Raw genomic sequence first — 14,639 nt, 5'->3', positions numbered from 1 at the left:
TTCCTTAGCTGTTCACTCGCTCAATTTCGATGTCTTTTAATAATTCCCTGACTACATGGCTGGCCATGATGAGTCCCGCTACTGAAGGAACGAACGCATTGGAAGACGGAGGCATTTTAGCCTTGCGGATTTCGGCATTGTCATTTCCTACCTCTTTCCGTACATCCTCCCTGATGACAATCGGGCTTTCGTCTGAAAAGACAACAGGGATTCCTTTTTTGATTCCTTCTTTTCGCAGGCGGGTACGGATGACTTTCGCCAGCGGATCGGTATGGGTCTTGAAAATATCAGCAATCTGGAAACGCGTAGGATCCATTTTATTAGCCGCACCCATGCTTGAAATCATCGGAATGCCCCTGTTGATGGATTCCTTGATCAGATGGATTTTATAAGAAATCGTATCTGAAGCATCGACAATAAAATCAAGGTCGTAGCCAAAGATCTCTTCATAGGTTTCCTCAGTATAGAACATTTTCAGCGCTACAACTTCGCATTCGGGATTAATATCCATAATCCTGTCACGCATCACTTCGACCTTTTGCTTGCCGACTGTCGAAAGCAGCGCAATTAACTGGCGGTTGACATTCGTGATATCAACATCATCCTTGTCAATCAAAATTAGTTTGCCAACTCCAGACCGTGCCAGTGCTTCTGCCGCAAATGAACCGACACCGCCAATTCCTAATACAGCTACCGTACTGTTTTTCATTATATCAAGGCCCTCTTTGCCGATGGCCAGTTCATTTCTAGAAAATTGATGAAGCATCCAGACTCACTCCAAATATTAAGATTGGTGTTACTATCTATACCCGCTTTCGAATATAACATACCTATCGTTAATTTCAAGTATTTTTATAGGAATTAATGTGTATTGGCATGGTGATGGAAGAGTTCTAGCAAAGATATAGCCTTTCCATCGGACTAACGTAGGTTCGAAACCGGATAACTGTCCGTTAGACGCTCTCTATCGGACAAACTTAGGTCTAAAACCCAGATAACTGTCCATTAGACGCTCTCTATCGGACAAACTATACGTTATCCGAGATTATCTATTTACATCTAAATCAAGATCACAAAAGCAATCCCCAAACCTAAGTTTCATAAAAACAAAAAAACCATGCGGATGCATGGCTTTGGTGTACGTATGTAGGAAGAGTCCCAATCGTGCCGTCGTGTTGGATGCCTTCGTCTTGAACCCGCTCTCAGCAGGTGGGTGCCCTGTTCCGGGTTTCTGTAAGTCCTCTAGCCAGAGGCATTTACGCGGCCCGAAAACTCGTGCTCCCGAAGGATAGATGTTAGGTCAAAACTTCAGGTTAAACAACGAACACATCAGGACTCTTCATCTGTTGTTATTATATTATCACACGCTTGAATCAACTTCAAGAAAATGGGTGCTGGATATTACTGGTCTTTTTTAACATTTAATGACAAATGCAATTCATCCAGCTGGGCTCCGCTAACTTCTCCAGGAGCGTCTGTCAAAAGGTCGCTTGCGCTTGCTGTTTTCGGGAAGGCGATTGTGTCGCGGAGGTTTGACCTGCCCGCAAGCAGCATCACCATTCTGTCTAGTCCAAGCGCTATGCCTCCATGTGGCGGTGTGCCATATTCAAAGGCTTCAAGCAGGAAGCCGAATTGTTCATATGCCTGTTCTTTAGTGAATCCCAGCACTGAGAACATTTTTTCCTGGACATCTCTTTCAAAAATCCTTAAGGATCCGCCGCCAAGTTCATAGCCGTTCAGAACAAGGTCATATGCCTGTGCTTTTACATTCGCTGGATCGCTCTCAAGCATTGGAAGGTCTTCGCGGACTGGCATCGTAAATGGATGGTGTGCAGCGAAGTAACGGTCTGCTTCTTCGTCGAATTCCAACAGTGGCCAGTCTGTCACCCAGAGGAAGTTGAATTTGCTCTGGTCGATCAGTCCGAGCTCTTTTCCAAGCTTCAGGCGCAATGCACCAAGCGCATCTGCCACGACATTTTTCTTGTCCGCTACGAACAGCAGAAGGTCACCCGCCGTGACATCAAGCTTAGCTTGAAGATCAGCCTGCTCTTCTTCGCCAAAGAATTTTGAGATTGGCCCTTTTAGGCCATCCTCTTCCGCTTTCAGCCAAGCCAGGCCTTTCGCTCCGTATACAGCCACAAATTCAGTCAGGCCATCAATATCCTTGCGTGAGTAATTGGATGCCGCACCTTTTACATTGATTGCCTTGACCTGGCCACCTCCTGCGACAGCAGATGCGAATACCTTGAACCCTGAATCCTTGACTGTTTCGGAAAGGTCAACAAGCTCCATGCTGAAGCGTGTATCCGGCTTGTCGGATCCAAAGCGGTCCATTGCTTCCTGGTAACTCATGCGAGGGAATGGCAATGTCACTTCCAATCCTTTTACATCCTTCATGACTTTTTGCATCATTTTTTCAGTTAGGCCCATGATCTCTTCCTGGCTCATGAAGCTTGTTTCGATATCAATCTGCGTGAATTCTGGCTGGCGGTCAGCACGCAGGTCCTCGTCACGGAAGCATCGGGCGATTTGGTAGTAACGCTCGAAGCCGCCAACCATCATCAGCTGCTTGAAAATCTGCGGAGATTGCGGAAGAGCGTAGAATTCACCCGGATGCACACGGCTTGGTACGAGATAGTCCCTCGCTCCTTCAGGCGTGCTCTTTGTTAAGATTGGTGTTTCAACATCCAGGAACCCTTCGCCATCCAGGTAATCGCGAATCGCTTTTGTTACCTGATGCCTCATTTTAAAAGTCTCGAACATGACCGGGCGGCGAAGATCCAGATAGCGGTATTTCAAACGCACATCTTCAGATACATCCGTTTTGTCTGCAATTACAAACGGCGTTGTTTTCGCTTCATTGATAATGGTCAGGTCGTCTACCTGGACTTCGATCTTTCCAGTTTTAAGGTTTTCGTTCACACTGCCTGCTTCGCGGGCAATGACAGTCCCTTTTACATCAAGGACGTACTCTGTACGGACCTTCTCGGCGATGGAAAGCGCCTCTGGTGATACTTCAGGATTGAAAACAATCTGGACAAGGCCGGTTCTGTCCCGGAGGTCGATGAAAATCAGTCCTCCCAGATCACGGCGCTTTTGCACCCAGCCTTTTAGCGTAACCTTTTCACCAACTGCCTTTTCTGTTACTTCACCGCAAAAATATGATCTCCCAAACATGTAAACTCCCCCACTATCTGCAGATTTCCTTGAATTTTTCAATAAAGCTCTCAAGCGGCAGTTCTTTCTGCTCCCCGTCCGCCATTGATTTTAGATTGATTTTATTTTCTTTCAGTTCATTTTCGCCCAGAACGGCCACGTACCTGGCATTGACCCTGTCTGCAGCCTTGAATTGAGCTTTGATTTTACGATCAAGATAATCGCGTTCTGCCGAGAATCCTGCCATCCTTAACTTGTGAAGCAGGCCTACCGTATAATCTTTTGCCTCATCGCCGAGTGAAACGAGATAGCAATCGATTTCCTCCTTGACCGGCAGTTCGACACCTTCTGCATCAAGGGCTGCAAGCAATCTCTCAATACTCAGTGCAAAACCGATACCCGGTGTTTCCGGACCGCCGATTTCTTCAACCAGGCCATTGTATCTGCCGCCGCCGCAAAGCGTGGTGATCGCGCCGAACCCTTCAGCATTGCTCATGATTTCAAAAGCCGTGTGGTTGTAATAATCCAGACCGCGCACGAGGTTGGCATCTACTTCGAATTCAATTCCCAGGTCTGACAGGTATTTTGTGACTTTGTTAAAATATACCCTTGAATCATCCGTCAAGTAATCAATGATGGATGGTGCTGACTTCATCAGCTCGTGGTCACGGTCCGCTTTGCAATCGAGGATCCGCATCGGATTTTTTTCAAGGCGGTTCTGGCAGTCGCTGCAGAATTCCCCGATCCGCGGTTTGAAGTGGCTCACAAGTGCCTCTCTGTGTGCAGTACGGCTCTCCTTGTCTCCGAGGCTATTAACCACCAACTTCAGCTTTTTTAGCCCCAGCTCCTGATAGATTCCCATCGCAAGCGAGATTACCTCGGCATCAATCGCAGGATCCGCACTTCCCATTGCTTCTACGCCAAACTGGACAAATTGGCGGAAGCGTCCTGCCTGGGGACGTTCATAACGGAACATAGGCCCCATATAATAAAGCTTTACTGGCTGGTTCGGATTTCCGAACATTTTATTCTCGACAAAAGAGCGGACAGCCGCTGCTGTTCCTTCCGGGCGCAGTGTCAAGCTTCGATCTCCTCTGTCAGTGAATGTATACATTTCTTTTTGAACGATATCTGTCGTATCCCCAACGCCTCGCTGGAATAATTCTGTATGCTCAAAAATCGGTGTCCTGATCTCCCGATACTGGTATCTTTCACAAAGTTCTCTTGCTTTCGCCTCAATAAGCTGCCATTTTTCAGTCTGGCCTGGCAAAATGTCCTGTGTTCCGCGTGGAATTTTGATTTGGTTAGACACAGTTCATCCTCCTCCATTCAATAGGTCTTTATGTATAGAAAAGCGCAAGCGCCTTGGTCAGCCCCGACAAGCGTTGGAGGGTCGACCGGTGAAGTCGTTCTTTGACTTCATTGGGCGGACCGAAACGTCTCGAGGGGCTAGGCGCTGGAGCTGGACAATTCTCAAAGTGAATTGTATACTTTCTTATCCCGTAAAAAAGAATGCAAAAAAGCCCCCAATCCCTTGCTATAATAACAAGGGACGAGAGCTTTGATTCCCGTGGTGCCACCCTAATTGAAGCGCCAATCGGCACTTCCTCTTTAACAGTTAACGCCTGCCTACGTCTTCTCCTACTGACGGCATTGCCGATGTTCAGAGAAAATCCTTCGGAGTGTTCATTCACCAGGTCATCATGCAGAAATGCTTCCAGCCGCGGCATTTCCTCTCTTGCCATTGTCTCCTGGCTACTATGCTCCATCAACGGTATGTTTTCCGTATGACATTTTATTTATATTATAATACGGAGTCCAATTAGCAATGTCAAGCACAATTCAATAACGTTCCAGCTGTTTTTTCAATTTTCTCACGTCACGGAGTGAAAGGCCAAATTCCGACGCCAATTCCACGACGTGTGCGTTTTGTTCTTTTTGAATGAAATCGTGGAAATCCACCCCGAATAGCTGGTTCTCACCGGTTGCTGCGGAAATTCCTTTATCACTGAAACGCATGGTATCACCTTCCATTGTTTATTGCCTATTATTCTTCCCACCATTTTTCGATTTTATATACGCTTTTTCCTATTGAATTTTCTTAATTGGTTCCGATATAAGAAAAAAGTCTTCGTGATTTTGCCGGTAAATTCCGGTAATATATTTTTATAAGACTCTATAAAGAATAAGGGAGGGAGATCATGCCCAGAAAGAAAATGGTTCCTGTCATCCTTTGCCTGATGCTTATATTTGGGAACCTGCCCGTTTTAGAGACGGCCAAAGCAGATAATGGCAGTGTATCGATTACTGCCACAAGCCTGAATGTCAGAAATGGTCCTGGACTGAGTTACCCTGTTACAGGGTCGGTTAAAAAAGGCGAAAAATTTCCAATCATAAAAGAAGAAGGCGATTGGATCCAACTCAGTCTTGGAGGCAGCAAAAAAGGCTGGGTAGCACAGTGGTTCGCTGTCAGGGAAGGTGTCAAGCCAGCAGTTACCCAAAAGCCAGCAGGCAACTCGGGAAGCGTTACGGCCGATGGACTGCGTGTAAGGAAAGGCCCGGGCACCAATTATGATGTAATTGGATCATTTAATCGTGGACAGGCTGTCGAGGTCCTCAGTTCAAAAGGCAATTGGGCAGAAGTGCGCACTGCCGCTTTACAAGGCTGGGTTGCCATGGAGTACATAAATTCGAAAAAGAATGAAACGACGGCACAACCATCCAAACCTGCTGTATCAAGCGGGACGGTCACTGCCACCTCCCTGAATGTAAGGGAGAAACCATCTTTAAACGCCAGCAGAGTCGGACAATTGAACAATGGAGCTGTAGTTCCCGTCCACTCTCAGTCCAACGGTTGGGCAGAGATTACATATGCAGGGAAAAAGGCCTGGGTAAGCGCTGATTATTTAAAAATCAGCGGAACACCTTCATCAGGCAGTGCCTCGCCCGCCCCTGCTGATCAATTCACGGGTACGGTAACGGCATCTAACCTGAATGTCCGTGACAAAAATTCACTTAATGGCTCGGTCATCGGTTCTGTTTCCAAGGGGCAGAATTTCAAGATCCTTGATGAAAAAAATAAATGGGTCAAAATTGAATATCAGTCAGGGAAAACAGGCTGGGCTGCCAGCTGGTTTTTCGATATCAAGAAAAGCGGCCCCACGGCTGCGCCAAGCCAGCCAGTAAAAAACAGCAACGTTTCCATTCTCCATGATGGGACAAACATCCGTAAAGGCCCAAGCACAGGAACACCGGTGATTTTTCGTGCAAACCAGGGAGACAGCTTTGAAATCATAAGTGTCGAAAAGGACTGGTATAAAATCGCTCTTCCAAATGGAGCAACAGGCTTTGTAGCAGGATGGATCGTTTCAGTACAGGGCAATGCACCGCAAATAGAAAAGCCAGGTGCAGAAAAGCATACAAAAAATAAAACGATTGTCATTGACCCCGGGCACGGAGGCCGTGACAATGGTACAACCGGCGTGAGAGGATCTTTGGAAAAAACGATCACCTTGAAAACAGCACAGCTTCTATACGAAAAGCTAAGAGCAGCTGGCACGAACGCCGTCCTTACCAGGAATAATGATCAATACATCTCACTGGGGTCCAGAGTCAGCAGTTCGCATTACCATAACGCCGACGCATTTATCAGCATTCATTATGATAGCATCAATGACAGGACTGTCAGGGGGATGACAACGTATTATTATAATTCAAAGCAAAAGCCCCTGGGCGACCAAATCCACTCCTCGGTTGTAAGCAAAACGATGCTTAAAGACCGCGGCTCCCGTTTTGGTGACTATCATGTCATCAGGGAAAACAGACAGGCAGCCGTACTTCTTGAATTAGGCTATTTGAGCAACCCTGCAGAGGAAATGCTCGTCAATACACAGCAGTACCAGGAAGCTGTGGCGAATGGTATTTTTGAAGGACTGGCTCGCTATTTTAAAAACAATTAAAAAGAAGGGATCCCGCTAATTCGGGATCCCTTCTTTTCGCCTGGATTCATTTGCTGTCGATGATCAAGGTTACCGGACCGTCATTGGTCAATTGAACGTCCATCATGGCGCCAAATACGCCAGTTTCAACCTTCAATCCCTTTTCGGCAACAAAACGGTTGAATGCTTCATAGATTGTTTCTGCATGGTCCGGCTTTGCTGCATCCATGAAATTCGGACGGCGCCCTTTGCGGCAATCTCCATAAAGGGTAAATTGGGAAACAGAAAGAACCTCTCCCCCCACATCAAGCAGGGAAAGATTCATCTTACCGGCTTCATCTTCAAATACTCTTAAATTCGCTGCCTTCTCAGCAAGGAAAGCAGCATCTTTTTCAGTATCCTCATGGGTAACCCCCACCAGGATGACAAATCCTTTTTCAATGGAGCCTTTTACTTCTCCATCAACAGTAACTGTTGCTTCTTTGCTTCTCTGTATTACTAAACGCATTATGATTCTCCTTACATGTCAAGTCTCCCTTAACGCATTAGCATCAGGGATTAACTCATGACCCTTCTGACAGCGTAGATATCCGGAATCTGCTTGATCCGGTCCACGACCTTTTGCAGGTGGCTGACATTATGGATGGCAATCGACATATTGATGGTCGCCATTTTATTTTTATCTGACTTGCCGGAAACGGCAGTAATGTTCGTCTTTGTTTCATTAACGGCCTGAAGTACCTCGTTCAGCAATCCTCTGCGGTCATAGCCGCTGATCTCGATGTCAACATTGTATTCTTTCCGGTCGTTAAGGGCGGTTTCCCATTCAACCGGAATCAGCCTTGCTTGCGCATCCTCTGTGTGGATATTCGTGCAATCGGAACGGTGAACGGATACACCCCTGCCTTTTGTGATGAATCCAACAATATCATCCCCAGGTACAGGGTTGCAGCAGCGGGAAAGCCTGATGAGCAGATTGTCGATGCCAGAGACCCGGACACCAGATTCACGTTTCTTCGCAGGTGTGAAAGCCTTAAGCTCGGATACGGCATTTGAGATATCCTTTTCCTGCTCAAGGTCACGCTGCTTGCGAAGCTTTTCCGTCAGCCTGTTCGCCACTTGGAGCGCAGTAATGCCGTTATAGCCGATTGAAGCGAATAAATCTTCTTCATTGGTAAAATTGAATTTCTCTGAAACCTTTTTAAGATTTTCAGAGGTCAGGATTTCTTTGACATCGAAGTCCATATTGCGGATTTCTTTTTCTAAAAGCTCCCGGCCTTTTTCAACATTCTCATCCTTCTGCTGCTTTTTGAAGAACTGGCGAATCTTGTTTTTGGCCTGGGAAGTTTGAGCCAGCTTGAGCCAGTCCTTGCTTGGACCGTAAGAATGTTTCGACGTCAGGATTTCAATGATATCCCCTGTCTTCAGCTGGTAATCAAGCGTGACCATTTTGCCATTGACTTTCGCACCAATCGTCTTGTTGCCGATTTCGGAGTGGATCCGATAGGCGAAATCGATCGGGACGGAACCAGCAGGCAATTCGATGACATCGCCTTTTGGGGTGAAAATAAATACCATATCCGAGAATAGGTCAATTTTGAGAGACTCCATGAATTCTTCGGCATTCGCGGTATCATTCTGGAATTCAAGGATTTCTCTGAACCATGATAGCTTCGTTTCAAAATTGGAACCGTCAGCAGGTTTGCCTTCTTTATACGCCCAGTGTGCAGCCACCCCGAATTCGGCGATCCGGTGCATTTCATCGGTCCTGATCTGGACTTCGAGCGGATCCCCTTTCGGACCAATGACTGTTGTATGCAGCGACTGGTACATATTAGGCTTTGGCATCGCAATATAGTCCTTGAACCTTCCAGGCATCGGTTTCCAGCAGGTATGGATGATTCCAAGGATGGCATAACAGTCCTTTATGCTGTTAACGACAATCCTGACAGCCAGCAGGTCATAAATCTCATTGAACTGCTTGTTTTGCAGCACCATTTTTCGATAAATGCTGTAAATATGCTTCGGCCTTCCCGAAATTTCAGCCTTGATTGAAACCTCTTTCATCCTTTCCCTTACCTCATCAATGACCTCATCAAGGTACTGTTCGCGTTCTGCTCTTTTCTTTTTCATCAAATTGACGATCCGGTAATATTGCTGAGGGTTGAGATAGCGCAATGCCGTATCTTCAAGTTCCCATTTGATCTTGGAGATACCAAGTCTGTGAGCGAGCGGAGCAAAAATCTCCAGTGTCTCATTGGAAATCCTGCGCTGCTTTTCACTTGGCAAATGTTTCAGAGTCCTCATATTATGAAGGCGGTCAGCAAGCTTGATCAGGATGACACGGATATCCTGTGCCATCGCCACAAACATTTTCCGGTGGTTTTCAGCCTGCTGTTCTTCATGGGACTTGTACTTGATTTTACCAAGCTTCGTGACGCCATCAACAAGCATCGCCACTTCGTCATTGAAGGCCTCTCTTAAATCATCAAGAGTCACTTCCGTATCTTCGACGACATCGTGAAGAAAACCGGCAGCAACAGTTGCCGGGTCCATCTCAAGGTCGGCAAGGATGCCCGCTACCTGGATTGGATGGATGATATACGGTTCACCCGACTTCCTGAATTGATCGTGATGAGCCTGCCTGGCGAACTCATATGCCTTCCTTACCAATTCAACATGTTGATCATTTAAATATGATTTTGTACAGTCAATGACTTGTTCAGCTGTCATTACCTGGTCATTCGCCATAGGATCACCTAATTTAGATTTCTTTATATATTAACCCGCTTTATATTCACCAGCGGGCACCAAGGAAAAAATCGACACATATACATGAAAATCCTTTATATACAATAATTATTCTTATAAAGGATTGTTACTATTATCAAAGAAAAAATCGAAGATGTAAAGAGAAAGGAAGATATTTTACAGCAGAAATTAAAAAAATTGTCGAAAGATATTTAATTTCTGGCAATTTAGCCCTATAAAGCCATTCTCAAGCTTTTCTATCCGTGTCTCAATTCCCAATAAGAAAAGGGCACTTCGCGAGGAAGCGCCCGTTTGATTAAAATTCCATAAGGGTTAAGACATCATAGCCCTCAAGTTTCTCGCGGCCATCCAAATAAGTCAGCTCGATTAGGAATGCGATACCAGCCACAATCCCGCCCAGTTCTTCAACTAGCTTGATCGTCGCTTCAATCGTTCCTCCAGTTGCGAGCAGGTCGTCGGTGATCAAGACTCTTTGCCCTGGCTTGATTGCATCTTTGTGAATCGTTAAAACATCGCTGCCATACTCAAGTCCGTAAGTGACCTTGATTGTCTCGCGCGGAAGCTTTCCTTCCTTCCTTACCGGTGCAAAGCCTACCCCATGTGCATAGGCAACCGGGCAGCCGATGATGAATCCACGGGCTTCGGGTCCGACAACAAGGTCGATGTTTTTTTCACGGGCATAGGCCACGATTTGGTCTGTAGCATATCTATAAGCATCACCATTGTCCATTAAGGTAGTGATGTCCTTGAATTTAATGCCGGGCTTTGGCCAATCGGGAACGATTGTTACGAATTGTTTCAAATCCATTGAATAATTGCCTCCTCATTTTTCACCGACTCTTGAATGAACTGGTCAAACCAGTTCTTCAACTGCTCATAGGGTGAATAGAGCAATTCATTTTCAAGAGTGAATGCTTGCACCTTGTGCTGATATGTTTTGGATTCAGAAAGATCCCTTTTGGGGACATTTTCTTTTAGTGAAATAAACCCATTGTTTATTTTAACAAAATCTAGTTCAAAAAACACCTGCGACATGAATTCTACTGTTTCTTTTGTCCATCCCCTATGCTTGGCCAATTCATCGCCATACCGTTTGAGGTCGAAGGGACCTTTCTTGGAAAGAAAAGCATAAAACCATTTGAAATGTTCCCTGGTCGGCATTGTCGTGAAGAAATCGCTATTTTCTTTGTAAAAATGAGCATAGATTCTTCCTGGATTCTTTTTGGCGAATAACCTTTCGAGAATATCCTTGGAAGGCGGCAGATCCAGCAAGACAACGAATGAATCGTTCAGCACAATCTGCTCTGCTTGTTCATCGGTCGCTACAAGCTGCAATGAATCTCCGATAATCGGAGAAAACTTATTTGTCGATTCAGCATTGAAGTGGATCCAGTGAACAGGCTGATCACCTGGAATCATGTCTGGAAGCTTTTCAATTCTTTTCAGTCCGCGGAAATCGAATAGCTGCCATGACCTTACGGCTAAATCCCTAAGGAAAATCTGCGGCTTTTTGATATTGTTCCATTCATTGATCGATAATTCTCCAATTACCGATAGTTTGGAGCTCGGTGAAATATGCTCATGCAGGTGGCCAAACCCAAATCCGATTCCATCAATCACCGTACCATTTTCCTCAAGCGCCAATTTCAGATGGGATTGGTCCGCTCCTATTTTTCGGAGGGTAGAAATGTTCGCCCCGTCAACCAGCACCTTTGGCTTGGGATTGCTGACACCATATGGAGAAAGGAGGCCAAGCTCATTGATCGTTTCTATTGTAATCTCTTTAACATCTATTCTGGCATCTATATGTGACACCGGAATCAGATCTTCTTCCTTCAACTGCTCTTTTGCCAGCGCATTCAGCCTGGACCTTAATTCATCGACATTTTTAAGCTCCAGTGTCATGCCGGCAGCCATAGGATGACCGCCGAAATGTGGAAGGATATCCCTGCATGTTGATAGATTTTTAAAGAGGTCAAATCCGGCAATACTTCGGGCAGATCCCTTCGCAAGCCCCTTTTCATCATCAAAACTGAGTACAATCGTCGGCCGATAATATTTTTCTACCAGCTTGGAGGCTACGATTCCGATTACACCGGCATTCCAGCCTTCCTTGCCCACAACGAGTACTGGATTATCTTCGATAGGATAACGCTGTTCCACTTCACCAATAGCTTCTTCTGCAATCTGGGCAACAATACTTTGCCGCTCTTTATTGATTGAATCAATTTCTTCGGCCAGCATTTTTGCCTCTTCAGAATCCGATGTCATCATTAATTGTACTGCCGGGTCTGCACTTCCTAAACGGCCTGCTGCATTGACCCGCGGCCCGATCATGAAACCGATCGTTTCTTCATCAATTGATGACCGGTCTGTTTTGGCGAGCTTAAGCAGCGCATTCAAACCTGGCGTCTGGCTTAACTTCAGTTTTTCAATGCCTTTAATTGCGATCAGCCTGTTTTCCCCAAGCAACGGCACCAGATCGGCAATCGTACCTATGGCAGCAAACTCCAGCAAATGCTCAGGAAGTCGGCCAAGCAATGCATGGGCAACCTTGAACGCTACGCCGACCCCGGCCAAATCCTTAAAAGGATAAGCACTGTCCTCCAGTTTTGGATGAATGATGGCAAACGCATCAGGCAAGACAGGACCTGGTTCATGATGATCGGTTATGATAAGGTCGATGCCTAATTCCCTGGCCACATTTGCTTCATGAAGAGCTGAAATGCCGGTATCGACAGTGATGATCAGCCCGACACCTTTTTCAGAAGCAGCTCTGAAAGCTTTTTCGTTTGGGCCATATCCTTCTGTAAAACGGTTCGGTATGTAGTAGTCGGCGTTGGCACCCAATTCAACCAATGCTTTCATCATGACCGTCGTACTGCTTACACCATCAGCATCATAATCTCCAAACACCCAGATGGGCTCCTGTGTCTCAACTGCCTTATTGATTCTCTCAACTGCCTTGTCCATATCCTTCAGCAAAAAAGGGTCGTGAAACTCACCTTTTTGCGCAAATAAAAAATACCGGGCATCTTCCACGGTATCCAGTCCGCGATTGACTAGCAATGAAGCCGTCAGAGGAGTTACGTTCAGGTCTTTTGCAAGTGACTCTATTTTTATCATATCGGATTCTTTAACAATCCATCTTGATTTTGGCTTTAACATACGTTCACCTCTCAGCTTTATCATTATACAAAAGCGAAAGGACTGTTTCAATGACAATGAATGCTAACCGGCTTATTATTTCGTGTCACGGAATGCATCGGTTCCTAAAAAAAGCATATAAAATGGCAGCCTTTTTCATGCTGCCATTTGCGGATATCAATGAATATCCTGTATTTGTTGTTCTTGTACTTGTTCCTCTTGAGCTGTTTCCTTTTGGGCCAGCTGTTCTTCCAATGACCTGTTTTTCTTTTTCAATGTTTTTACCTCACGTTGAAGGACAAACATCCTGAACAGGCCCACTGAACCAACAATGAGTCCTCCCATCAATACCGAACCCAGAATGACCAGGATCAGCGGCCATTTAGCTTCCCCAAACAAATAGTTCACTGTTACCGGATCGACATTGATGACCGCAAATACGGCAACAATCAATGCAAAAGCAAACCCCAGCAGCAACGTCCATTGAAACTTCATGTTTTCCCCTCCCTTTTTGCTATTGAATCTCTACGTTATCATCGAATGTTCCACTTTCACTGTATGGATTTATATGGACCATGACATTTTGGACATTCTTGTTCTCCATCAGTTTCTTTTTCACACATTTTCCAATCCGGTGGCCCTGTTCAACGGTGATATGCGGATCGACAGATATCTTCAAATCAATAATCACATAGTGTCCGTGCTCCCTTGCATGCAACTCATCCAGTTTCTTTACTTCCGGGATCGATTGGACGATGGTTTTGAATTCCTCTGTGTCCTCATCATGCAGTACATGGTCAAGTGTGTTATGGATAGACTCCTTGCCAAGCTTCCAGGCCATCCTGATAACTAGCAAAGCAACTAGCAAGCCTGTCACTGGATCGGCATACTCAAGCCAGCCAATCCCAAACTTGCCTCCCAGGACAGCAGCACTGATTCCAATAAGAGCGGCAATAGAGGAATAAACATCTGACCTATGCTCGTATGCATTGACAATCAACGCATCACTTTTCAGCTGTTTCCCCAATCTATATTTATATCTGAACATTCCCTCTTTAACGATAATCGAAACGATAACAGCTACTATGGCAATGGATTTAGGTGCTTCGATGGGCTTGAAGAAGGCTTCAAAGGACGATCTGCCGATTTCAACACCCACAAGCATCAATAGGACGGCTACGATGATGGCCGCAATGGATTCAGCTTTACCGTGTCCGTAAGGATGATCTTCATCAGGTGGAGCCTTCGCCGCCTTCAAACCTATGTATACAGCCAGTGATCCGGCAACATCCGAGGCAGAATGGACAGCATCCGCAACAAGAGCCTTACTGTTAGCGTATATGCCAATGCTCCACTTCAGTGCAGCAAGTATAATATTACCTACCACGCCAACCATTGCAGCAAACTCTGCCTTCTTAAATCGAACATCTTTTTCCAATGTGAAAATTCCTCCCTGCGCTGACTTTTGATGCAATCGATATACTTTTCTGCCATCTTTATTCTTTCGGTATTCGTTTTATTTTATCCTGTAAACTGGGTGTTCTAACCAAATCAAAACCACCAGTGTGAACTGGTGGTTTGCTCTGCGGCTGAAAGCCTCTCTTACCGGCCTTGGCCTTAAAGGCC

At 45.7% G+C, this 14,639-nt stretch carries 11 protein-coding genes, 1 other RNA gene and 1 other annotated feature; of the genes, 1 reads left to right on the top strand and 11 read right to left on the bottom strand.

Annotated features, from left to right (window positions below):
- Positions 1 to 4: 4 nt before the first annotated feature.
- The 5 genes from FS736_RS09155 to FS736_RS24275 all read right to left on the bottom strand — a co-directional run bounded on the left by FS736_RS09155 (position 5) and on the right by FS736_RS24275 (position 5,175).
- Positions 5 to 766, bottom strand: a complete 762-nt coding sequence (locus FS736_RS09155) for a tRNA threonylcarbamoyladenosine dehydratase (protein ID WP_144476098.1) — start codon at positions 764 to 766, stop codon at positions 5 to 7.
- A gap of 385 nt (positions 767 to 1,151) precedes the next feature.
- Positions 1,152 to 1,339, bottom strand: a non-coding RNA gene (gene ssrS / locus FS736_RS09150) — 6S RNA.
- Positions 1,340 to 1,401: 62 nt separating this feature from the next.
- Positions 1,402 to 3,177 (bottom strand): aspartate--tRNA ligase, encoded by a 1,776-nt coding sequence (aspS, locus tag FS736_RS09145; RefSeq protein ID WP_144476097.1) that lies wholly within the window; start codon positions 3,175 to 3,177, stop codon positions 1,402 to 1,404.
- A gap of 13 nt (positions 3,178 to 3,190) precedes the next feature.
- Complete coding sequence (gene hisS / locus FS736_RS09140) at positions 3,191 to 4,468, bottom strand: histidine--tRNA ligase (protein ID WP_260983574.1); 1,278 nt, start codon at positions 4,466 to 4,468, stop codon at positions 3,191 to 3,193.
- A gap of 233 nt (positions 4,469 to 4,701) precedes the next feature.
- Positions 4,702 to 4,937: a binding site (T-box leader), on the bottom strand.
- A 61-nt stretch (positions 4,938 to 4,998) separates the two neighbouring features.
- Positions 4,999 to 5,175 carry a hypothetical protein gene (locus tag FS736_RS24275; RefSeq protein ID WP_186326742.1) on the bottom strand — a complete coding sequence of 59 codons (177 nt, stop codon included), beginning with the start codon at positions 5,173 to 5,175 and terminating at the stop codon, positions 4,999 to 5,001.
- A 182-nt stretch (positions 5,176 to 5,357) separates the two neighbouring features.
- Between FS736_RS24275 and FS736_RS09135 the strand changes: the two genes are divergently transcribed.
- Entirely contained in the window at positions 5,358 to 7,115 is a 1,758-nt protein-coding gene (locus FS736_RS09135; protein ID WP_144476096.1) for an SH3 domain-containing protein, read from the top strand.
- Between the two features lie 46 nt (positions 7,116 to 7,161).
- On the opposite strand, the gene dtd is transcribed toward FS736_RS09135, so the two are convergent.
- From dtd to FS736_RS09105, 6 genes are all read right to left on the bottom strand, one after another.
- Positions 7,162 to 7,602, bottom strand: coding sequence for a D-aminoacyl-tRNA deacylase (gene dtd / locus FS736_RS09130; protein ID WP_144476095.1), 441 nt, complete (start codon positions 7,600 to 7,602; stop codon positions 7,162 to 7,164).
- Between the two features lie 50 nt (positions 7,603 to 7,652).
- A complete protein-coding gene (locus tag FS736_RS09125; protein WP_144476094.1) occupies positions 7,653 to 9,845 on the bottom strand; it encodes a RelA/SpoT family protein in 2,193 nt (730 codons plus the stop codon).
- A 316-nt stretch (positions 9,846 to 10,161) separates the two neighbouring features.
- The gene (locus FS736_RS09120) at positions 10,162 to 10,674 is read right to left on the bottom strand and encodes an adenine phosphoribosyltransferase (RefSeq protein WP_144476093.1); all 513 of its coding nucleotides are present in this window, start codon (positions 10,672 to 10,674) and stop codon (positions 10,162 to 10,164) included.
- Complete coding sequence (gene recJ, locus FS736_RS09115) at positions 10,665 to 13,034, bottom strand: single-stranded-DNA-specific exonuclease RecJ (RefSeq protein ID WP_144476092.1); 2,370 nt, start codon at positions 13,032 to 13,034, stop codon at positions 10,665 to 10,667. Before recJ ends, FS736_RS09120 begins: the two co-directional genes overlap by 10 nt.
- A 156-nt stretch (positions 13,035 to 13,190) precedes the next feature.
- Positions 13,191 to 13,508 (bottom strand): LapA family protein, encoded by a 318-nt coding sequence (locus tag FS736_RS09110; RefSeq protein ID WP_144476091.1) that lies wholly within the window; start codon positions 13,506 to 13,508, stop codon positions 13,191 to 13,193.
- A gap of 19 nt (positions 13,509 to 13,527) precedes the next feature.
- Complete coding sequence (locus FS736_RS09105; protein WP_144476090.1) at positions 13,528 to 14,451, bottom strand: cation diffusion facilitator family transporter; 924 nt, start codon at positions 14,449 to 14,451, stop codon at positions 13,528 to 13,530.
- Between the last annotated feature and the right edge of the window lie 188 nt (positions 14,452 to 14,639).

The sequence above is a fragment of the Cytobacillus oceanisediminis 2691 genome, from assembly GCF_007678455.1.
In the GTDB taxonomy this organism is placed as follows: Bacteria; Bacillota; Bacilli; order Bacillales; family Cytobacillaceae; genus Mesobacillus; species Mesobacillus oceanisediminis_A.
This window is presented reverse-complemented; position numbering and strand designations above follow the sequence as displayed.